The sequence below is a fragment of the Gordonia sp. 852002-50816_SCH5313054-c genome (genome assembly GCF_001665925.1).
Classification (GTDB): Bacteria; Actinomycetota; Actinomycetes; order Mycobacteriales; family Mycobacteriaceae; genus Gordonia; species Gordonia jacobaea.
In genome coordinates this window covers 54,312-76,106 of sequence record NZ_LZTE01000055.1, presented here as the reverse complement: position 1 = coordinate 76,106, position 21,795 = coordinate 54,312, and the positions used below count along the sequence as shown (strand labels likewise).

Genomic DNA, 21,795 nt, shown 5'->3' with positions numbered 1-21,795 from the left:
CTCATATCCGCTACGTCGCCACCGACCACCCCGGCAGATGCCCGGTCAGTGTCCAGGCAGCCTGTCGGGCCGCCCCGAGTGCGACCCATTCACTTTCGGCGGGAAAAATGACGGTGCCTTCGAAGACTGATGGTGCGACGGCACGTATCGCCGGCGACTTCGCTCCACCTCCGATGAGAAGGACTCTCTCGACGTCGACACCCTGCGCCTCGATCTGCTCCCGGCACCACACCAGCGAGCCGAGTAGTCCTTCAACGGCAGCACGTGCGACCGATGGCGCCGTGAAGTTCTCGGTCGTGATCCCCGTCAGCGATCCAGTCGCATCGGGCAGGTTCGGTGATCGCTCTCCGGCGAAGTAGGGCACGAGACGCAATCCGTGTGCGCCTGCGGGGGCCGAGATCGCCAGTCGTGCAAACTCATCGAGGTCGACGCCGAGCATTCTCGCGGTTGCGGCGAGAACCGGTGCACCGTTCAGCGTGCACACCAACGGCAGATGGCGGCCGGTGCCATCGGCGAACCCCGCGACAATGCCGGATGGATCGCACGGCGCGACATCGGTGACAGCACTGATGACTCCGGAGGTACCCAGCGAGACAATCGCGTCGCCCGGACCGGCCTGTAGTCCGAGTGCAGCGGCGGCGTTGTCGCCGAGTCCCGCGCCGAGTAGCGCGCCACCAGGGATTCCTGCGGCGGCCTGTTCAGGCCCGATCACTTCGGGCAACAACGGAGTTCGTCCGCGCAGTGCAAGTTCAAGAAGGTCGAGGCGGTATTCGCCTCGGGCCGCGCTGAAGTATCCCGTTCCCGAAGCATCGCTGCGGTCGGTGGTCAGTGTGGCGATGTCGTTCGACCCGGACAGTCTCCACGTCAGCCAATCGTGGGGAAGACACACAGCGGCAGTTATGTCGGCGTTCTGAGGCTCATTGTCGGCGAGCCAACGTAGCTTTGCCGCAGTGATCGAGGCAACCGGGACGACGCCGACCGCTTCCGCCCACTTCTCGGGTCCGCCGAGCTCGTCGATCAGGTCGGCGGCGCTCGTCGCTGACCGGGTGTCGTTCCACAACAATGCATTTCGAATCACCCTGCCCGACTCGTCCAGGCAGATCATGCCGTGTTGCTGTCCGGCCACGGACACGGCCGCGACGTCGTCGAGGCCGCCTGCGGCGGAGACGGCCTCGCGCAACGCAGTCCACCAGAGCTCGGGATCTACTTCGGTACCCGGCGGGTGTGGCGCGCGCGCTGAGCGAACGACGGTGCCGGTCTCGGCATCACAGATCACGACCTTGCAGGATTGCGTCGACGAGTCGATCCCCGCCACGAGTGTCATGAGAGCAAGTCCTTCAGGGTCTCGCGGGAACCCTTGGTACGCAGAGTTTCCAGCGCCCACAGGTAGGGCGTGGTGAAGCCGTCATGGTCAGCGAGTTCGCCGAAGAGCCCTCGTTCCGACACGAAGGCGAGCGGTTCGGTCCGCGACTTCTGTGCCAGTGGCACGAGCTCGTCGGCCTTCGGATCGACGACATCAATCGCATCGCCGTTCTCGTCGATGCCTTCGGCATATCGAGTCCAACTCGCCACCACGGCAGCGGCAAGATCGACGTTGCCACCCGCGCCGAGCCGCTCGCGAATCACGGGTACGAGCCACTTGGGAATTCGGTCTGAGGAATCCTGGCACAGGCGTGCGATCGTGTCGGCGATGGCGGGATTGGCGAAGCGCTCGAGAAGTGTGTCTATATATGCGTTGACGTCGACACCGGGCAATGGTGCAAGTGCCGGTTCTGCCTCGTCGAGCATGTAGCGGCGCAACAGTTCACGGATGTCGGAATCGATTGCGGCGTCGTGAACGTAGCGGTAGCCGAGTAGGTAACCGAAGTAGCACAACGCTTGGTGGCTCGCATTGAGCAGACGTAACTTCATGAGCTCGTACGGCGTGACGTCGTCGACGATCTGTACACCGACGTTTTCCAGCGCGGGTCGTCCGTTGCTGAACGAGTCCTCGAGGACCCATTGGGTGAATGGCTCGGCGACGACGGGCCAGTTGTCGACGATGCCGGTGCGTGCCTCGACCTCCGCCGCCAGTTCAGGTGGGGTGACCGGCGTTATCCTGTCGACCATCGAATTGGGAAACGACGTGCGGGTGTCGATCCACCGGGCGAGCTCAGGATCACGCAGATGCGCGTAGGCGAGGAACGTCGAGCGGGCGATGTGCCCGTTGCCCTGGATGTTGTCGCACGACATCACGGTGAACGACGGAAGTCCGCGTGCACGTCGGCGTGCGAGAGCTTCAGTCACCAGCCCGAAAACCGTTGTCAGAGACTGAGTTCCGCTCAGATCTGCGACTATGGCGGGATTCTCGACGTCGAATTCACCTGTCGCAGGGGAGAAGTTGTAGCCGCCCTCGGTGACGGTGAGTGACACGATGCGGGTTTCGGGATCGGCGAGCCGATCAAGGACGGTCTCGGGATCGTCTGGGGCGTAGAGATACTCGACGATCGAACCGATCACCGAGGTCTCGACAGCGCCATCAGGACTCTTGAGGGTCAATGTGTAGAGCCCGTCCTGGGGCACGAGGGCGTCGCGCATCGCCTGATCGGCAGGCCGGACACCGACACCGCAGATACCCCACGATCGTGCCTCGGGTTCGGCGAGAAGGCGATCGACATACATTGCTTGGTGCGCACGGTGAAAGCCGCCGACACCGAAATGGACGATTCCGACGGTGACGTGTGCGCGGTCGTAGCCGGGCGTCGAGGTGTCGGTGATTGCTGGAAGAGCATCGTTGCTGAGCCGGATACTCACGAGTGCGCCTTTCGGGTGTCGGGTCGGGGTTCGGTGTAGCGCGAGAGTGCCGGATACACAACAGCTTTGATATGCCCCGTGATGTGATCGGCGTTGAGCGCCTCAGACAGCTCGTCGAGTCCGAAACGGGCGGTGACCATGGAGTCGAGGTCGACGGCGCCGGTGGTGGCAAGTCGGGTCGCCGTTGGCCAGGTGTTTGCATAGCGGAAGACGCCCGTCAGGACGATCTCGCGGTTCTGTATCAACGATATGGGCAGTTCCATGGTGTCGGCACCCATGCCGACGAGCACAGCACGGCCTCCGGGTCGAAGAGCGGAGATGCCCGCGGTAACCGCTGCCGGCGCGCCGCTCGCGTCGACGAATGCGTCCACGGGTGCGATGGCCGTGCCGGGAACGGCGACATCGGTTGCCCCGAATCGGAGTGCCTGCGACCGGCGCTGTTCGTCGGGCTCGCTCACGACGATTCGCGAGAGCCCGGCTGCACGGGCTACCTGCGCGCACATCAGCCCGATCGGCCCCGCTCCGCTGATCAGAAGTGAATCACCAAGTCGAACCGATGCTTTCGCGATCGACGCGAGACCGACCGACAGGGGTTCGAAAAGTGCGGCAGCCTCGTCGCTCACGTCGTCGGGTACGGCATGCGCGAATGCGGAACCGATCGTCACGAACTCGGTCAGTGCGCCGTCGACCGGGGGCGTTCCGTAGAAGCGCATGGCCGGGCACAGGTGGTAGTCACCACGCATCGTCTCCGTGCTCGTCGGGTCGGGTCGCTGTGGCTCTATCGACACGCGCTGGCCGATGCGTGAGGATTGGACACCCGCTCCGACGTCGACGATCACCCCGGCGGCCTCGTGTCCGAGGATCAGCGGCTCGCGCACCACGTGCTCACCAATGCGTCCGTGGCGCAGGTAGTGCGTGTCCGAACCGCATATTCCGACCGCGCTGACCTGCACAAGGACATCTCCGGGGCCGGGTCGGGGTACGGGTCTGGTCTCCACGGTCAGCTGTCGGCCAGGCGAGAGAACCGAAGCCCGCATTGCGTGGAGTCCCTGATCACTCGTCGTCGAGGATGTTGCGTGGCTCACATTACGAATGTTAGCGTATTGAGCATATTCACCGCTAGTGAGCAAATGCTCACCGGTCGACATCACGCGAACAGGCGATGCTCATGGCGACACGCAACAAGACACCGGCACAGACCCGAGCCGAGGCGACGCATTCCGATGCCGGTACCTCTTCACGTTCGACGTCCCGCGCGACGTCGGATAGTGGATCGGATCTGAGGTTGCTGGTCCGGGCGGCAACGATGTACCACCTCGAGGGCCTGACCCAAGCCGAGATCGCCGCGCGTCTCGGCGTCTCACGCCCGACCGCCGGGCGGCTGGTGGCACGTGCTCGGGCGCAGGGCCTCGTTCAGGTGACGGTCTCGGCTCCGCCGCACCTCTCCGCGTCGATTCACACCGATCTCGAGCGGAGTGTCGAGCGGGCTTTCGGACTCGACGAGGCGCTGGTCATCGATGAGGTCGCCGACGGGACCACGTCCGGTAACGCAGCACTCGGTCGGGCCGGGGCTTCGGTCCTCGCACGCCGCATCCAGTCCACGGACACATTCGGATTCACCTGGGGCCCTGAACAAGTCGCGGTCGCCGATGCGATGAGCGCCTCGGGGTCGTGTCAACGGGTGGTCCAGATGGATGGTTCGATGACATCCGTCGAGTACCACACCGGCGTCGATCACGCGCTCGCGAGATTCTCCGAACGACTGCATGCGCAACCACTGCGGCTGGTCGCCCCGCTCTACGTCGATGCAGAGACCGTTACCGCCCTCAACCGCGATTCGATTCTGTCCCAATCGCTTTCCGCAGCGCGAGGTGCTCACATCATGCTCTTCGGAGTGGGCTCCGTGTCCACCTCGACGACGCTGTTCGAGGGTGCGTACATCGACGCCATCGTGCTCGACGAGCTCATCGAGCTGGGCGCGGTGGGAGAGATCGGTGGACGCTTCTACGACGCGGCGGGCGAGCCCGTTTCATCGAGCCTCGTGGAACGGACGGTCTCTGTGCCGCTCGACGCCGTGCGCGCTTGTCCCACATCCATTCTCGTATCCGGTGGAGTTCACCGCCGTGAATCGATACTCGGAGCCCTGCGCGGAGGTTTCGCCACCATTCTGGTGACCGATACCGAAACCGCCGAATGGCTTGTCACGCAAGAGAAAGGCCGACAGTGAGGTCACTGAGACTCCGGAGCCATCGCGCTGTGCGACGACGGACGACATACATACTTGCCGCGGTGTGTGCCGCTGCATCACTCGCTTTCGTCACCGGGTGTTCGGGCGCGGGTTCGCTTGGCGGAGGCAGCCGAGAGGTCACCGTCGCCATGGTGTCGAACTCGCAGATGCAAGACGCCGTCAAGCTCTCCGAGCAGTTCGAACAACAGAATCCGGGTGTGCACGTCAAGTTCGTGACGTTGTCGGAGAACGAGGCACGAGCGAAGATCACCGCGTCGGTCTCGACCGGCGGTGGCGAGTTCGACGTGGTGATGATCAGCAACTACGAGACACCCATGTGGGCCAAATATGGCTGGCTGGTCAACCTGACGCCCTACATGAATGCCGATTCGTCCTACGACGCAGACGATTTCATACCGTCGCTCAAATCAGCACTTTCCTACAACGGGCAGATGTACTCGGCGCCCTTCTACGGTGAGTCGTCGTTTCTGATGTACAACAAGAAGCTCTTCGCAAAGGCGGGTGTGAATCTACCTGCCACCCCGACGTGGCCACAGGTCGCCGACGCAGCACGCCGTCTCACCAACGACCAGACAGCGGGAATCTGCCTACGTGGCAAGCCCGGATGGGGCGAGGTGCTTGCGCCGCTCAACACGGTGATCAACGCGTACGGCGGACGTTGGTTCGACGAGGACTGGAACGCTCAACTGACCAGCCCGGAGGTCGAGGCGGCGGTGCAGATGTATGTCGACACCGTTCGCAGGTACGGCGAGGCCGGCGCATCGTCTTCCGGTTTCCAAGAATGCGGAAACCTGATGTCGCAGGGGCAGGTTGCGATGTGGTACGACGCCACGTCAGCGGTCTCGGTTCTCGAGAGTCCAGACGACTCCACGATCGCCGGCGACGTCGGCTACCTACCCGCGCCGACCATGGCCAAGAATGACAACGGGTGGCTCTACACCTGGTCACTCGGTATCCCGTCGAGCAGCGACAACAAGGACGACGCCTGGAAGTTCATCGACTGGATGACCAACAAGAGCTACATCCAGCACGTCGCAACAACACTCGGTGCGACGCACGTGCCGCCGGGTAGCAGAATGTCGACCTACCAGTTGCCCGCTTATCAGAAGATCTCGCAGCCGTTCGCCGAGCAGACGCTGTCGGCGATGCAGGCGGCAGATCAGCTCAAGCCGACGCTCAAGCCGGTGCCCTACACCGGAATCCAGTTCCTCGCGATCCCAGAGTTCCAGGACCTCGGTACCCGTGTCAGCCAACAGATCTCGGCCGCGATCGCAGGTCAGATCAGTGTTCATGACGCACTGGAGCAGGCGCAGCAGTACGCGCAGGTCGTCGGTAAGTCCTATCAGAGGGAGAGGTAGACCATGGCGACTGCAGTCATGACACCGCCGGCGCAACCCGATGCCGGTTCGGGTAAGGCGGTAACGTCCAAGCGCGACCAGATCACGCGCGCCGAGGGTTGGCGCAGGCGGGGACCGCTGCTACCCGCGCTGATCTTCATGATCGTGGTGACACAGATTCCGTTCGTGTTCACCCTCTACTACTCGACACAGTCCTGGAATCTGGTGCGCCCCGGTTCGCGTCGATTCGTCGGACTCGACAACTACGGCGCCGTCTTCTCCGATAGTCAGTTCTGGAAGGTCACGCTCAACACCATCGTGCTGATTGTGGGAACGGTGCTGATCTCGGTCGCATTGGGTCTGCTCTTCGCGCTGCTGCTCGACCGAAAGTTCTTGGGGCGAGGGATCGTACGCACCCTGCTCATCACCCCATTCCTGGTGACACCCGTTGCGGCGGCACTTCTGTGGAAGACCAGCCTTCTCTCGCCGACCAATGGTTTGGTGAACTGGGCGTTGAGCCCCTTGGGAATTCACGTCGACTGGCTGTCGCAGTTCCCACTCATGAGCGTGATGGCCGAATTGATCTGGCAGTGGACGCCGTTCATGATGCTTCTCATTCTCGCTGGGCTGCAGTCGATGCCGCGCGACATCCAGGAGGCAGCGCGAGTCGACGGTGCGACCAGCTTCCGGCTGTTCCGCGAGTTGACGCTCCCGCACCTGCGTCGCTTCATCGAACTGGGCACAGTACTCGGTGCGATCTATCTGGTGAACACCTTCGATGCGGTCTACATGATGACGGCGGGCGGGCCGGGTGTGGCCAGTTCCAACCTGTCGTTCTACATCTACCAGCGGGCGTTCCTCGGATTCGACATCGGCCAGGCCGCCGCGATGGGTGTCGTCACCGTCATCGGGACGATAGTCGTTGCCTCGCTGGCACTTCGACTGATCTTCAAATCATTCACCGGAACCGAGGAGGCAGCCTGATGACCGCCACCGCCACCCCGACAACGTCGACGTCTCCCTCGACGCCGACCCCGACCATCCGACGTCGACGCGATCCGCGCGGCGGTGTGCTGACCGCGATCACCTGGATACTCGCCATCGGGTTCTTCTTCCCGGTGTTGTGGATGGTGCTGACGGCGTTCAAGCAAGAGAGTGACGCGGCTACCAACCCGCCCACCTTCTTCTTCACGCCCACCCTGCAGCAGTTCCGCAATGTGTTCGACGCCGGGATCGGCACCCCGCTGCTGAATTCGTTGTGCGCCACCGTGGTCTCGACGATCCTGGTGTTGCTTCTCGGTGTACCAGCAGCTTTCGCGCTGTCGCTGCGCCCGGTGCGTAAGACCAAGGACGCGTTGTTCTTCTTCATCAGTACGAAGATGTTGCCCATCGTCGCGGCGATCATCCCGCTGTACGTGATCGTCGGAAAACTGGGGATGCTCGACAACGTCTGGACGTTGATCATTCTGTACACGGCGATGAACCTGCCGATTGCCGTGTGGATGATGCGGTCGTTCTTCCTCGAAGTGCCCGGAGAACTCTTGGAGGCGGCCAGTATCGACGGCGCGAGTATGTGGACCGCCGTGCGCGAGGTGATCTTGCCGCTCATCTCACCCGGTATCGCCGCCACTGCACTGATATGCGTCATCTTCTCGTGGAACGAGTTCTTTTTCGCCGTCAACATGACCGCGGTCAACGCGCAAACCATGCCGGTCTTCCTCACCGGGTTCATGTCCGGGCAGGGACTGTACTGGGCGCAACTGTCCGCGGCGTCGGTGTTGACCGCACTTCCCGTCGTCGTCTGCGGGTGGATCGCGCAGAACAAGCTCGTCCGCGGCCTGTCCTTCGGCGCCATCAAGTAGTCACTAGACAATCCAACATCTTTCAGCACACACAGGAGTTCACAATGGCTTCCATCACCTACGACAAGGCCTGCTGCGTCTATCCCGGCGCCGAGAAACTGGCTGTCGACTCACTCGACCTCGATATCGAGGACGGCGAGTTCATCGTTCTGGTCGGTCCGTCGGGATCAGGCAAGTCGACTGCCCTTCGAATGCTCGCAGGGCTCGAAGAGATCGACTCCGGCGCAATCCATATCGGCGGGAACAGCATGGTGGGTGTTGCACCCAAGGACCGGGACATCGCGATGGTGTTCCAGAACTACGCGCTGTACCCCAACAAGACGGTCGGGGAGAACATGGGATTCGCGCTCAAGATGCGGGGAGTACCCGCAGACGAGCGTAAGGCCAAGGTCGCCGAAGCGGCAAAGCTACTCGACCTCACCGACTTCCTCGATCGCAAACCCGCAAAGCTCTCGGGCGGGCAACGGCAACGAGTGGCGATGGGCCGTGCGATCGTGCGTGAACCGCAGGTGTTCTGCATGGATGAGCCGTTGTCGAACCTCGACGCCAAGCTGCGGGTGCAAACCAGAACTCAGATCGCGGCACTGCAGCGTCGGCTCGGCACCACGACGGTGTATGTCACCCACGACCAGGTCGAGGCCATGACGATGGGCGATCGGGTTGCGGTACTGAAGAACGGAGTGCTGCAACAGTTCTCCACTCCGACCGAACTGTATGACCGACCTCGTAACGCCTTCGTGGCCGGCTTCATCGGATCGCCGTCGATGAACCTGTTCACCGCTCCGGTCACCGACGGCGCTGTGGGGATCGGTAACGCAAGTGTGGATCTTGACGCGGAATCTCAAGCGGCGCTGCGTAAGTCTGGCGTGTCATCAGTGACTGTTGGTATTCGGCCGGAGCACCTCGCCCTGGCAGACGACGGAGATTCGGGTATCGACGCCGACGTCGCTCTTCTCGAGGAACTCGGTAGTGAGACCTACGTGTACGCGTCCCTGGTGGACGACTCGATCAGGAATCTCGACGGCGATCCGATGACCGTGGTGATCCGCTCGGCCGATCGCGCGCCGGCCAAGCGGGGCGACGGTATCCGACTGCGCCAAGCCGATCGCGCGGTACACCTCTTTCATCCCGAGACGGGGGAGCGGCTGAACTGATTCCTCTTGCCATCTGTGCAGGTGGCACTGCCCTTTCGGTGGTCTGAGAACCACTTCGATGGTTTACGCGCCTGGTTTGGGTACGTAGACTCCGCGAGTGCATGGGCCGCGGCGTGGTTTCGTGCCAACCCGCCATCTGCAGGCCGGTACGAGTTTCCCTGCGGCCCCGCTGCATGAGCACTCGAACATGGCGAAATGCAGATTGAGGGAAGGATCAGCGTTGATCACAGAAACTCGAACGGCCAGCCGCCCGGTGGATGTGTACCGAACACGTCTTGCCGATCACGGAGAGATAGAACCCCGCCCACACCCTGTCGTCTGGGAGCACGACGCACGAGGGCCGCTGTCGGTTGCCGAGGTTGACGGCTACCGCGACCGTGGCTACCACGTCGCCGAAAATGTGTTGTCCGACAGCGACATCGACACGTGCCTTACAGAGGTCGCGGCCATCACCGACAGGCTGGGCGTCGATGAACGCGTGGTTCGCGAGTCGTCGAGCGGCGACGTGCGTTCACTTTTCGCGGTCCACCAGCTCAGCGACGCGATCGCCGAGATGTGTGATCGCACCGAAATCGCCGGTATCGCAAGGCAAATACTTGGCGACGACGTCTACATCCACCAGAGTCGCATCAACCTCAAACCAGGATTTGCGGGTGGCCCGTTCTACTGGCACTCCGATTTCGAGACGTGGCACGCCGAGGACGGCATGCCGACACCGCGTGCACTCAGCGTTTCGCTTGCTCTGACCCCGAATCTCGTCACCAACGGCGCGTTGATGATCATCCCGGGTTCCCACGAGCAGTTCGTCGGGTGCGTCGGACAGACTCCAGACGGCTACCACAATCAGTCACTGGTGTCGTACCGCCCGCCGTTCGGGACGCCCGAGGAATCCGACGTGACGGCGTTGGCGGACGAGCATGGCATCGACATGATCACCGGCCCTGCGGGTACGGCGCTGTATTTCGATTCGAACTGCATGCACGCGTCGTCGGGCAACATCACGCCCTATCCGCGCAGCAACCTCTTCGTCGTGTTCAATGCGAAATCGAATGCGCTGCAAGCACCTTTCGCGTCCGGCGCGCCACGCCCGGACTATCTGGCTCATCGCTGAGTGAACGCGAAAAGTGGGGGACGAGAACTCGTCCCCCACTCTCGGTGAGATGCTCGTGCGCGTATCTGCCGACCGTCAGTTGGCGGCGGGCACCGCCGGAGCGTCGTCCGACGACACCGCAGTCGGTACCGGCTGCGGGCCGCGCTTGGGAATCGTGAGCGTGATCGCGGCGCCGACGAACGCCGCGATCGCTCCGACGAGGAAGCACAGACGGAACGACGTGTGCGACGGCATGTCCTGGCCGCCGAGCGACACCGTTGCAGTGGTGAGCAGGACCGCCATGACGGCCGATGACACCGTGGTGCCGATCGATCGCATCAAGCCATTGAGGCCAACTGCCGCACCGGCTTTGGTCATCGGAACTGAACCCATGATCAGTGTCGGCATGGCCGCGTACCCGATTCCGACGCCGGAGGCCGCGATGATCGACGCGACCATCAGCTGCCACGGCGAGTTCATCAGGAACAGTGCGATCAGGTAGCCGACGCCGAGAACGGTAGCGCCGATCACCAGGGTGTACTTGGCGCCGATCTTGTTGATCAGGATGCCCGACACCGGCGAGAAGACCAGCATCATCAGGCCACCGGGAGCCATCCAGAGTCCCGCTGCCAGCATCGTTTGGCCGAGTCCGATCCCGGTTTCCTTCGGCATCTCGAGCAGAGCTGGGATGACGACCGATTGCGCCATCATGCCGAAACCGATCGCGATCGCGGCGATGTTGGTCAGCAGCACCGCAGGCTGCGCGGTGGTGCGCAGGTCGACGAGTGGGTCGGACGCGCGCAACTGATAGAAGCCCCAGGCGATCAAGACGACGATGCCTGCCGCGAGAAGGCCGAGCGTCGTACCCGATGCCCAACCCCAGTCATTTCCCTTCGAGACTGCGATCAACGCAGCACACAGACCGATGGCCAGGCCGATCGCGCCGATGATGTCGAGCCGACCGCCCGCGGCGTCGGGAACATGTGGCACGACGAAGATGACCAGCAGCAGCACGACTGCGCCGAGTGCCGCAGCAACCCAGAACAGGGCGTGCCAGTTCCACGTCTGCGCGATCCATGCCGAGAGCGGCAGACCGATTGCGCCGCCAACGCCGAGGGTGGCACTCATCGCGGCGATGGCCATCGACGTGATCTTCGGTGGGGTCACCTCACGCATCAAGCTGATACCGACGGGGATGAAGCCCATCGCGAGACCCTGGATGGCGCGTCCCACGATCATCGGAATGACCGAGTCGCTGAGCGCACACACAACAGAGCCGACGACAAGTAGGACGCCCGAGCCGACCAGTACGCGCTGCTTGCCGAACATGTCACCGAGTCGGCCCGCGATGGGCATGGCCACGGCCGCGGCGAGCAGCGTTGCGGTGATGACCCACGAGGCGTTCGAGCGCGACGTGCCGAGCAACTGTGGCAGTTCAGGCTGGATCGGGATCACGAGCGTCTGCATCAACGCGGCGACGAGTCCGCCGAGGCAGAGGACGATCACGGTGGCGACCGCGCCGGTCGCGGTCTTGTTCTCCACGTGCGGCAGCGAATTCTCCGCAGCAGGGGATGATTGAGTGTCGGACATGAACACCTCCTTGGGATATGCACACTACATATGTAAACTACATATGCCTAATCCCTTAGGATATTTCGGACATACTGGACAGCGTTGAGGGCGAAGGGAATTCGTGTGACAAGGGAACGCGTGAGCGGCGCCGACGACTCGAGCGATGATTACGCACCCTGGCCGTCGCCGCTTTATCGCGATCTCGCCGAGGAATTCCTCCGCATGACCCGTCGTCGCTCGCACGTCGATCCCGACTCGATCCTCGAGGTCTCCGCTTTCAACCTGCTGTGGATACTGTCCGACGGCAAACCTCGCACGCTCCGACAGTTGACCGACGCGATGCAACTGGAGCAGTCGACCGTCAACCGGCAGGTGAACGCGGCGATCAAGCACGGCCACCTCGAGCGCTTCGACGTCGCGGGATCGATCAGCAAGCAGGTCAGGCCGACCAGAGCGGGTCTCGACGCTTTCGAGCACGACGGCCTGCTGCGCGCGCGACGCCTCGAGCGTGTGCTCTCCGACATGGGTCCCGGATCTCCCGAGGCGCTGTTTCGCCAACTCCACGCGTTCAACAACGCGTATGACCGTACGCTGGCCGACGACGACCGCGACAGGCGGCGACACGGATAGGAGGCACGATGGCCGACGCTCCGCGTCGCTACGTGGTCACCGGAGCCGCCTCCGGAATGGGTTCGGCAGTGGCGGAATCCCTTCGGACACAAGGTCACACCGTCATCGGCGTCGACCAACGAGATGCCGACATCATCGCCGACCTCGCGACGCCCGACGGTCGACGCGCCGCAATAGCGGCCATTCTCGCGCTCTGTGACGGTGTACTCGACGGCGCCGTGCTAGCCGCGGGAGTCGGCCCCAGGGCGGGTGCAGAACGCGCGATTGTCGAGGTCAACACCCTCGGTGTCACAGAACTGCTCACCGGGCTCCGCGACGCGCTCGCGGCGTCGAACAAGGCGAAAGTGGTTGTCTTCGGTTCCAATTCGACGACCTCGACACCGTTCGTGCCGAAGTCCGCGGTGCGGAAACTACTGAAGGGCGACGCCGCAGCCGCGGCCACGATCATTCGACGCCGCGGTAGGGCGCTATCAGGACCGGTCGCTTACGCGGCGTCGAAACTCGCTGTGACCCAATGGTGTCGTGTGCACGGTACCGATCTCGACTGGGCAGGTGCGGGTATCCGGCTCAATGTCATCGCTCCTGGGCCCGTGATGACCCCGCTGCTGCAGGCGCAGCTCGAAGGGGCGTCGGGTAAGAACGTCCGGTCGTTCCCGGTTCCGTTGCGCGAGTACGGCACGTCGGAGCAGCTCGCTGCGTGGGTCATGCTCATGCTGTCGTCGGGTGCCGACTTCATGTCGGGATCGGTGGTCACGGTCGACGGCGGCACGGAGGCGTATCTCCGGTCGCGCGATTGGCCGGTCCGGCTGCCGTTGCACGAGATCCCTCGCACTTTGTGGCGTATGTACCGGGCTCCCAAGGAGGGTCGCGTTGTCAATTACTGAAGGCTCATCACCCGAGAACGATTGGGTGCCAGGAGCTCTCGACGGTCTCGTTGTCGCCGACTTCACCCGCGTGCTTGCCGGGCCATACGCGACGATGATGCTCGCAGATCTCGGCGCCGACGTCGTCAAGATCGAGCGTCCGGGGGCGGGCGACGACACCAGAACGTGGGGGCCGCCATTCACCGCTGACGGCACCGCAACCTATTTCGCGTCCGTCAACCGCAACAAGAAGTCGGTGACGCTCGACCTACGCGATCCGGACGATCTGGCCCGTGCGCGCGAGATCGCGCTGCAGGCCGACGTCGTGATCGAGAACTTCCGGGCCGGGACGATGGAGCGACTCGGTCTCGGATACGACCAATTACGCTCGGAAAGACCGGATCTCGTGTACTGCTCGATCACCGGATTCGGTCGTGACGGGGGCGCAGCGTTGCCCGGATACGACCTGCTGGTTCAGGCGGTCGGCGGATTGATGAGTGTCACCGGATCGGGACCCGACGAGCCGGTGAAGGTAGGAGTCGCCGTCGTCGACGTACTCGCGGGTCTGCACGCGGGCTTGGGAATCCTTGCCGCACTCCGCCATCGCGACCGGACCGGCCAGGGGCAGCGCGTCGACGTCGACCTGTTCTCGGCGTCGTTGTCGTCGTTGGTCAACCAGGCGTCTGGGTTTCTCAACGCAGGTGTGGTCCCTGCGCCAATGGGCAACCGCCATCCCAGTATCACTCCCTACCAGGTGTTCTCGACGGCAACCCGTCCAATCGCGTTGGCGGTCGGCAACAACGGCCAGTTCGAGAAGGCTGTCGCGGTGCTGGGTCGCCCGGAACTGGCTGCGGACGAACGCTTTACGTCGAACTCGGCGCGGGTCGCCCATCGCGACGAGTTGATTGACGAGATCACCGCCGTGCTCGTCACCAAGGACGCCGATCACTGGTATGCCGAATTCACGGCGGCGGGAGTGCCTGCGGGACCGATCAACTCGGTAGCCGAGGCCTTTGACTTCGCTGACGAACTCGGCATCGACGTGCGCGCCTCCACCCCGGACAGCGCGATCGTGACGACCGCGAACCCGATACGAATGTCGGGTACGCCGGTCACCTATCGCAGCGGACCGCCGGAACTAGGCGCCGACAACAACTAGGCGCCGACAACGAGGACTGAGGTCACTCGTTGTGATCCTTGGGCCAGTCGCCCTCGGTGATCAGCTCTTCGAAGTTCTTGAGGAGATGCGGATTGAGCTCGTCCTCGACGGCCTTCTCGTAATTGCCGTCCCACTTGGCGAACCACTTCTCGTCGCGATCCATCAGATAGATCGGCCAGCCGTGCGTGATGATCAGTTCGTCGGAGTACAGGTCCGTCGACCCGTCGTCACGCATGTACCAGTACTTCTGGCCTGAGTCGTAGAACGCGGCCAGTTCTTCGGCCGTCACGAAGTATGTGCCGTCTGCCTGCCTCATGGCGACGATCCTACGGAGTCGGGCGGGCCTGCGGGCCGTACTCGACACACGGGTGGTGGGCGGTGGTGGCGAGTACGGGCGTCGACAGGGCACGATTGGTATGCGCGGGTCGCCATGAGTCCACCTCCGCCATGACAGTCCCTGTTGTTGTGTGCCCAGATCGTTGTTCCCAGAGAGGTGCCGTGTGTCATCCGTGCTGATCGACGTCGCGCAGCTTGCCGACGCCATGCTCTCCGACACCCCGCCGGTCGTGCTCGACGTCCGGTGGCAACTCGGCGACGACGACGGTCATGCGCGCTACCGCACTGGACACATTCCGGGAGCGGTGTATGTGGACCTCGACTCCCAACTCGCCGGACCGCCTTCGCCCGAGGCCGGGCGGCATCCGCTACCCGAGATCGATGCGCTGACCGAGGCCGCGCGGTCGTGGGGCATCGACGACACCTCACCCGTCGTGGTCTACGACGACAACGGCAACCTCGCCGCCGCCCGCGCGTGGTGGCTCCTCCGGTGGGGCGGCCACCGCGACGTTCGCCTTCTCGACGGCGGTCTCACGGCATGGCGCGATTCCGGCATGCGTTTGTCGACCGGCGACACCCCCGTCCGGCCAGGAAGCGTCACACTGCGGGCGGGATCACTGCCGACCGCCACTATCGACGACGTCGCGGCGCTCGGTTCCGATCACTCAAAGACAGTCCTCGTCGACGCGCGGGCAGCCGAACGCTATCGCGGTGAGGTCGAACCCATCGACCCAAGAGCGGGGCACATTCCAGGCGCGATCAGCGTCCCCACCAGTGAGAACGTCGACGAGTCCGGACGCTTCCGCGCCGCGTCGGAACTGCGTGAGCGGTTTGCGCAGGCCGGCGTCACGGATGGATCGGCGGTCGTCGCCTACTGCGGTTCGGGCGTGAATGCCGCACACGAGATCGCCGCGCTGGAGATCGCCGGATTGTCGGGGACTCTGTTTCCCGGCTCGTGGTCGCAATGGTCGGCCGACCCTGCGCGTCCAGCGGAGATATGACCGAACTGGAACCTGAACACCATCGAATTCGACGAATGTACTGCGAGAACAGGGTGACACTGGTCACGAACGCGTGCAGAAGGCTGCGCGGCTCCGACCTCCATCACGATGCACAGCTCTGAGACGTAAACGGCTCAGAGTTCACCACCGGGTTACGTCCGGACTGACGAACGAAAAGAGTGAGTAGATGCGCGACTTCCATTGTTCCAACTGTGGACAGCAGCTGTCCTTCGAGAACACTGTCTGTCTCAATTGCGGGCGCAACCTGGGGTTCCACCTGCCCAGCCACACGATCCAGGTACTCGACGACGACGAGAAGGGCTCCGTCGAGGGCGCGACCATCGTGCGCTGTGCCGACAACCTGACCGCCGCGTGCAACTGGATGGTCGAGGAGGGTCCGGAGCTGCCGGCGCTCTGTGAATCGTGCCGCTTGACGCGCACCAGGCCGTCGGATTCCGACGAGCAGGCGATGGCCGCCTTCGCCGAGTCCGAAGGCGCGAAGCGTCGGGTGATCTACGAGCTCGACGAGCTCAAGCTCCCGATCTTCGGCAAAGACACCGACCCGGAGACCGGGCTCGCATTCGACCTGCTGTCGAGCCGCGATCAGCCGGTCACCACCGGCCACGCTGACGGCGTGATCACGCTCGACCTCGCCGAGGGCGATGACGTGCACCGCGAGCGCCTGCGCGTCTCGATGGACGAGCCGTACCGCACGTTGATCGGGCACTTCCGTCACGAGATCGGGCATTTCTATCAGATGGTTCTGGTTGGCGATGGCCCGAACCTCGTGCGCTACACCGAGCTTTTCGGTGACCCCAATACGAGCTACCAGGACGCGATCGATCGTCACTACAACGACGGCCCGCCGGAGAACTGGGAACAGGACTACGTCTCGTCGTACGCGACGATGCATCCGTTCGAGGACTGGGCGGAGACGTTCGCTCACTACCTGCACATCCGCGATACCCTCGACACCGCAGCCGCTTTCGCGCTGGCACCCGCGGGCGCGACGCTGGAGGCAGATCTGCCGGGCAAGGTCGGTTTCGAGCGGATCATCGACTGGTGGCTGCCGTTGACCTGGGCGCTCAACCAGATCAATCGTTCGATGGGACATCAGGACCTGTACCCGTTCGTGCTGCCGCCGAAGGTGCTCGAAAAAATGGAGTTCATCCACGAACTCATCACCTCCGACGACCGTGCGGTGGTCGCGCAGTAGTCATGCCCGGGCCGGTGCTCTACGAGGTCGACGGGCCGGTCGTCACCATCACGCTCAACCGGCCCGAAGTACGCAACAGCGTCGACGGGCCGACGGCGGGTGCGCTGCGAGCTGCCTTTCACCGATTCGACGACGATCCGGACGTCAAGGTTGCGGTCCTCGCCGGTGCGGGCGGAACATTCTGCGCTGGAGCTGATCTCACGTCGGTCGGCGATCCGTCACGCCGCAACGACCTCGACGCCGACGGCGGGGGAGACGGTCCGATGGGGCCGACCCGAATCGCGTTGTCCAAGCCGGTGATTGCGGCGGTCAGCGGATACGCGGTGGCCGGCGGGTTGGAGTTGGCGCTGTTCGCCGATCTCCGTGTGGTCGAAGAGGACGCGACGCTCGGCGTGTTCTGCAGACGGTGGGGCGTGCCGCTTATCGATGGCGGCACGGTCCGCCTACCGCGCATCGTCGGCCTGGGCCGGGCGCTCGACCTCATCCTCACCGGAAGGCCGGTCGACGCCGAGGAAGCCTTGGCGATTGGGTTGGCCAATCGGGTTGTGCCGCATGGTGAGTCATTGGACGCTGCTCGTGAACTCGCGCAGCAGATCGCGCAGTTCCCGTTCGAATGCGTGCTCACCGACCGCGCATCGGTCTACGCGGGACTCGACCTCCCCCTCGGCGACGCGCTCCGCGCCGAGGGGGAGGCGGGCGTACCCATCGTCGAACGCGAAGGCGTCGCCGGTGCAGCGCGCTTCGCGGGCGGCGCGGGACGTCACGGCAGCTTCTCGAGCGGACCACGGTCAGGATCGCAGTGAATTCAACTCTGTGATCGAGTGAGCGTCGGCACTACCGTCCACTGAAGTTCAGCCCGACTTCCTTGACGACGGAGATGCCACCCGTGACCCTGCATGTGCGAAGTGAGGCGTGGCCGCGCCACGAGCGCAGCCCGTCGAGAACCGCTGTCGTACAAGCAGGTTCCGGAGCCACGTCTCGTGGCGGCGTCCGTGTTCCACGGCCGTCGGCGCGCGTTATCCGTCTGCTACGTCAGTCGTCGGGTTTGATCGTCGTGGTCTTCGTGTGGCAACTCGGTGCCCGCGCATGGTTGGGTGCCACGACACCCGCGCCGACCGAGGTGCTGTCCGCCGGTTGGGAACTGACGCGAACCGGTGAGATCTGGCAACACCTGGCAGCGTCGACGCGACGAGTCGCCATCGGTCTGGCCATCGGCATCACCATCGGAACCCTGCTGGGTGTCGCCGCAGGGCTGGCTCGCGTCGCCGAGGACTTCATCAACGCCCCGGTGCAGGTCTTGCGCATGATGCCAGCAGTTGCGCTGGTTCCGGTGTTCATCATCTGGTTCGGGATCGACGACGTCTTCAAGATCGCGCTCATCATCGTGGCACCGATCTTCCCGATGTACGTCAACGTGTTCGCAGGTATCCGAAGCGTCGACCAGAAGCTGATCGAAGCAGCAGAGTCGTTGAACCTGAACCGATTCGAGCTGATGCGCTTCATCCTGCTGCCCGGCGCGCTGCCTCAGGCGTTCGTCGGTCTACGGCAGGCGCTGGGCATCGGGTGGCTCGTGCTCGTCGTCGCCGAGATGCAGACGACGCCGGTGGGTCTCGGCTATCTGATGAACGACGCCAAGGAGTATCTGCGCACTGATCAGATCTTCCTCGTTCTGGTGATCTACGCAATTCTCGGTCTGCTCACCGACCTCGCGGTGCGACTTCTCGAGAAGCGTTTCTTGTCCTGGCGCAACGGGTTTGCGGGACGATGACCGACACCGTAGCGGCCCAAGCCGCATCATCGTCCGGCATCGAGACGACCAGGGACAGCGGTGTTGTCGTCGAGAACGCAGGCAGAACGTTCGGCGATCGCGACGTGCTGCGCAACGTCGACCTTCGCATCGGAGCTGGAGAGTTCGTCGCGCTGTTGGGTGCGAGCGGTTCTGGCAAGAGCACGCTGCTGCGCGGAATCGGCGGTCTCGACGACGGATTCACCGGAACTATCGAAGCCCCGACTGCCAAAGCGATTGTCTTCCAGGAACATCGATTGGTTCCCTGGCTTCCGGTGTGGCGGAACGTCGCACTCGGCCTGCGGGGTGCGCGGCCCCGTGACCGATCGGTGCAGGCGTTGGCCGAGGTCGGTCTCGCGTCGAAGGAGAATGCGTGGCCGACCACGCTCTCCGGGGGTGAGGCGCAACGAGTTGCTTTGGCGCGGGCGCTCGTACGTGAACCCGACCTGCTACTCCTCGACGAACCGTTCGGTGCGCTCGATGCGCTGACACGACTGAACGCCCAATCGCTCGTCGAAAAGCTCTGGCAGCGGCATCGCCCCGCCACGCTGCTTGTGACCCACGATGTTGAAGAGGCTGTGCTGCTTGCGGATCGCGCACTTGTGCTCCGCGACGGACGGATCGCCGAGGACATTCCCGTCGATCTCGACCGTCCGCGAGACGTCACGGAACCGAGGTTCGTCGAACTACGCAGAACACTGCTGTCCGCGCTCGGCGTCGGACGGGGCCCAGATGGCACACACACTCGAGAACCGGAGAACCCTGATGACTGAGCAACTCACCCTGCAGACGGACGTGCTCGTTCTTGGCGGTGGACCGGCCGCGGCGTGGGCTGCGTTGAATGCCCGAGACCGAGGTGCCGAAGTGGTCCTCGTCGACAAGGGCTACTGCGGTACGTCGGGAACCACTGCGCCTGCGGGAACGGGAGTCTGGTACGTCGTCCCGGATCCCGAGCGGCGGGCGAAGGCCAAGGCTGATCGGGAGCAACTCGGTGGATACCTGGCCGACCACAACTGGATGGACCGGGTACTCGACCAGACGTACGCGAACATGCGACGTCTCGGCGACGAGGGCCGCTACCCGTACCCGATCGATGAGAAGACCGGCGAACCGATCCGCACCGGCCTTCAAGGCCCCGAATACATGAGGCGAATGCGAGCATGGCTGCAACGCAGAGGGGTTCGTATTCTCGATCACTCGCCAGCGCTCGAGCTGCTGGTCGACGACGCCGGCCGGGTGTCGGGCGCGGCGGGTGTACAGCGCCAGACCGGCGACGAGTACCGGATCAGCGCTGGTGCGGTGGTGCTGGCGACCGGAGGGTGTGCGTTCCTCTCACGCGCGCTGGGCACGAACGTCGACACCGGCGACGGCGCGCTGATGGCGGCCGAAGTCGGTGCGGAGTTTTCCGGGATGGAGTTCGGCAACGCATACGGGATCGTCCCGAAGGGTTCGACGATCACCAAGACGGCCTACTACGGGTACGCGAGCTTCTATCACGAGGACGGCAGGATCGTCGAAGGCGCGGGCTCGATGAGGGGACGCTCAGTGATCGCGCGAACCCTGTTGACGGAGAAGGTCTTCGCGCAGCTCGACCGTGCAGACGAGACGACCGCCGCCCAGATGAGGCTGGGCCAACCCAACTTCTTCCTGCAATTCGATCGACGCGGAATCGACCCGTTCACCCAGCGGTTCGAGGTCGATCTCCTCGCGGAGGGGACGGTGCGCGGCACCGGTGGGGTGAACGTGATCGACGACGACTGCTGGACCGGCGTCGAAGGCCTCTACGCCGCGGGAGACGCCGCAACGCGTGAGCGCATCTGCGGCGGCTTCACAGGGGGAGGCAGTCACAACGCCGCCTGGGCGATGTCGTCGGGCACCTTTGCGGGCGCGGGTGCGGCGCGAGATGCGTTGGCGCACGGGCGTCGAGCGGTCGTGTCACTGAGAGGTGCGGGACGAGTCGGACTCGGTGTCGGCGATACGATGCTGAACCCCGACGCCGTCGTCGTCTCCGCGCAGTCACAGCTCCTGCCGTTCGAGAAGAACTATCTACGTGACGGGAGCCGGTTGACGCCCGCGCTGGGTGAATTGAACAGTATTTGGGAGGCACTGTCGCACAGTGACTTCGGCGCGTCGACGGCTCGTGGGCGAGTCCTCACCAGGCAGGCCGCGGCGATCACCGCCGTCGGACGGTGGATCTACACGTCGGCCCTCGCGCGAACGGAATCGCGTGGGATGAGCTCGCGCGACGACTATCCCGCTCTCGACCCGGCGCAACACGGTCACATCCTCATCAAGGGACTCGACGACGTCGAGATCCGGTGCACGCCTGCGCTTCCGGGTTCGCTGCGGCCTCATCAGGTGCGAGTCGCATGATCGAACTGGTTCTCGCCGACGCGTGCATCGCATGCGACAAGTGTGTAAGTGTCTGCCCGACAAACGTGTTCGACTCGACAGAGTCAGGTATCCCCGTCATCGCACGCCAGGCGGACTGTCAGACGTGCTTCATGTGCGAGGCATACTGCCCGACCGATGCGCTCTATGTAAGCCCCGAGTCGACGCCGGTCGAAAACGTGGACCTGCTGCGCACCGACCTCATCGGCACCTATCGCGAGCACATCGGCTGGGGTAAGGGACGCGAACCCGGCAGTCGAACCGCGGTAGGACCCGAGATCCCACACGGCGACCCACCACCGAGGAACGCGGCACGTGTCGCCGCAGCAACCACGTCATCACACGAGACATCATGAA

Annotated in this window: 21 protein-coding genes; 16 read left to right on the top strand and 5 right to left on the bottom strand. The window is 63.8% G+C overall.

Annotation, left to right across the window (positions count from 1 at the left end; translation table 11 throughout):
* Positions 1–10: 10 nt before the first annotated feature.
* The 3 genes from A5788_RS13190 to A5788_RS13180 are packed head-to-tail and all read right to left on the bottom strand — an operon-like array spanning position 11 to position 3,830.
* Entirely contained in the window at positions 11–1,324 is a 1,314-nt protein-coding gene (locus A5788_RS13190; protein WP_082937974.1) for a xylulokinase, read from the bottom strand.
* On the bottom strand, positions 1,321–2,793 hold the full coding sequence (locus A5788_RS13185) for a mannitol dehydrogenase family protein (RefSeq protein ID WP_064865986.1): 1,473 nt from the start codon (positions 2,791–2,793) through the stop codon (positions 1,321–1,323). The genes A5788_RS13190 and A5788_RS13185 overlap by 4 nt, the downstream gene beginning before the upstream one ends.
* Positions 2,790–3,830 (bottom strand): NAD(P)-dependent alcohol dehydrogenase, encoded by a 1,041-nt coding sequence (locus A5788_RS13180; protein ID WP_064865984.1) that lies wholly within the window; start codon positions 3,828–3,830, stop codon positions 2,790–2,792. The genes A5788_RS13185 and A5788_RS13180 overlap by 4 nt, the downstream gene beginning before the upstream one ends.
* Before the next feature lie 125 nt (positions 3,831–3,955).
* Between A5788_RS13180 and A5788_RS13175 the strand changes: the two genes are divergently transcribed.
* From A5788_RS13175 to thpD, 6 genes are all read left to right on the top strand, one after another.
* On the top strand, positions 3,956–5,020 hold the full coding sequence (locus A5788_RS13175) for a sugar-binding transcriptional regulator (protein ID WP_156525519.1): 1,065 nt from the start codon (positions 3,956–3,958) through the stop codon (positions 5,018–5,020).
* 149 nt (positions 5,021–5,169) lie between these two features.
* Entirely contained in the window at positions 5,170–6,399 is a 1,230-nt protein-coding gene (locus tag A5788_RS13170) for an ABC transporter substrate-binding protein (protein ID WP_431817067.1), read from the top strand.
* 18 nt (positions 6,400–6,417) lie between these two features.
* Positions 6,418–7,362, top strand: a complete 945-nt coding sequence (locus A5788_RS13165; RefSeq protein ID WP_231894201.1) for a carbohydrate ABC transporter permease — start codon at positions 6,418–6,420, stop codon at positions 7,360–7,362.
* Positions 7,362–8,240 (top strand): carbohydrate ABC transporter permease, encoded by an 879-nt coding sequence (locus A5788_RS13160; RefSeq protein ID WP_064865979.1) that lies wholly within the window; start codon positions 7,362–7,364, stop codon positions 8,238–8,240. The genes A5788_RS13165 and A5788_RS13160 overlap by 1 nt, the downstream gene beginning before the upstream one ends.
* A 44-nt stretch (positions 8,241–8,284) precedes the next feature.
* Complete coding sequence (locus A5788_RS13155; protein WP_049700063.1) at positions 8,285–9,394, top strand: ABC transporter ATP-binding protein; 1,110 nt, start codon at positions 8,285–8,287, stop codon at positions 9,392–9,394.
* Positions 9,395–9,614: 220 nt separating this feature from the next.
* Positions 9,615–10,505 (top strand): ectoine hydroxylase, encoded by an 891-nt coding sequence (gene thpD / locus A5788_RS13150; RefSeq protein ID WP_231895456.1) that lies wholly within the window; start codon positions 9,615–9,617, stop codon positions 10,503–10,505.
* 75 nt (positions 10,506–10,580) lie between these two features.
* Here thpD and A5788_RS13145 read toward each other — a convergent pair whose 3' ends face one another.
* Entirely contained in the window at positions 10,581–12,074 is a 1,494-nt protein-coding gene (locus tag A5788_RS13145) for an MFS transporter (protein WP_064866200.1), read from the bottom strand.
* 105 nt (positions 12,075–12,179) lie between these two features.
* Between A5788_RS13145 and A5788_RS13140 the strand changes: the two genes are divergently transcribed.
* Genes A5788_RS13140 through A5788_RS13130 form a run of 3 tightly spaced genes read left to right on the top strand, consistent with a single transcriptional unit; the run spans position 12,180 to position 14,708 of the window.
* A complete protein-coding gene (locus A5788_RS13140) occupies positions 12,180–12,686 on the top strand; it encodes a MarR family winged helix-turn-helix transcriptional regulator (protein ID WP_064865975.1) in 507 nt (168 codons plus the stop codon).
* A gap of 8 nt (positions 12,687–12,694) precedes the next feature.
* Complete coding sequence (locus A5788_RS13135) at positions 12,695–13,570, top strand: SDR family oxidoreductase (protein WP_064865973.1); 876 nt, start codon at positions 12,695–12,697, stop codon at positions 13,568–13,570.
* Positions 13,557–14,708: a CaiB/BaiF CoA transferase family protein gene (locus A5788_RS13130; protein ID WP_064865972.1), complete on the top strand. Its 1,152-nt coding sequence runs from the start codon at positions 13,557–13,559 to the stop codon at positions 14,706–14,708. The genes A5788_RS13135 and A5788_RS13130 overlap by 14 nt, the downstream gene beginning before the upstream one ends.
* Before the next feature lie 22 nt (positions 14,709–14,730).
* Here A5788_RS13130 and A5788_RS13125 read toward each other — a convergent pair whose 3' ends face one another.
* A complete protein-coding gene (locus A5788_RS13125; protein WP_049700058.1) occupies positions 14,731–15,024 on the bottom strand; it encodes a hypothetical protein in 294 nt (97 codons plus the stop codon).
* A 184-nt stretch (positions 15,025–15,208) separates the two neighbouring features.
* Here A5788_RS13125 and A5788_RS13120 point away from each other — a divergent pair, with 184 nt between their 5' ends.
* The 7 genes from A5788_RS13120 (at position 15,209) to A5788_RS13090 (ending at position 21,794) form a co-directional block, all read left to right on the top strand.
* Positions 15,209–16,045: a sulfurtransferase gene (locus A5788_RS13120; protein ID WP_197494524.1), complete on the top strand. Its 837-nt coding sequence runs from the start codon at positions 15,209–15,211 to the stop codon at positions 16,043–16,045.
* Positions 16,046–16,232: 187 nt separating this feature from the next.
* Entirely contained in the window at positions 16,233–17,261 is a 1,029-nt protein-coding gene (locus A5788_RS13115; RefSeq protein ID WP_064865970.1) for a zinc-binding metallopeptidase family protein, read from the top strand.
* A 2-nt stretch (positions 17,262–17,263) separates the two neighbouring features.
* Positions 17,264–18,064 carry a crotonase/enoyl-CoA hydratase family protein gene (locus A5788_RS13110; protein ID WP_064865968.1) on the top strand — a complete coding sequence of 267 codons (801 nt, stop codon included), beginning with the start codon at positions 17,264–17,266 and terminating at the stop codon, positions 18,062–18,064.
* Positions 18,065–18,147: 83 nt separating this feature from the next.
* Positions 18,148–19,029 (top strand): ABC transporter permease, encoded by an 882-nt coding sequence (locus A5788_RS13105; RefSeq protein WP_005201833.1) that lies wholly within the window; start codon positions 18,148–18,150, stop codon positions 19,027–19,029.
* On the top strand, positions 19,026–19,820 hold the full coding sequence (locus tag A5788_RS13100) for an ABC transporter ATP-binding protein (RefSeq protein WP_064865966.1): 795 nt from the start codon (positions 19,026–19,028) through the stop codon (positions 19,818–19,820). Before A5788_RS13105 ends, A5788_RS13100 begins: the two co-directional genes overlap by 4 nt.
* Positions 19,813–21,420 (top strand): FAD-dependent oxidoreductase, encoded by a 1,608-nt coding sequence (locus A5788_RS13095; RefSeq protein ID WP_064865964.1) that lies wholly within the window; start codon positions 19,813–19,815, stop codon positions 21,418–21,420. The genes A5788_RS13100 and A5788_RS13095 overlap by 8 nt, the downstream gene beginning before the upstream one ends.
* Positions 21,417–21,794: a 4Fe-4S dicluster domain-containing protein gene (locus tag A5788_RS13090; protein ID WP_064865962.1), complete on the top strand. Its 378-nt coding sequence runs from the start codon at positions 21,417–21,419 to the stop codon at positions 21,792–21,794. Before A5788_RS13095 ends, A5788_RS13090 begins: the two co-directional genes overlap by 4 nt.
* Position 21,795: the final 1 nt, after the last annotated feature.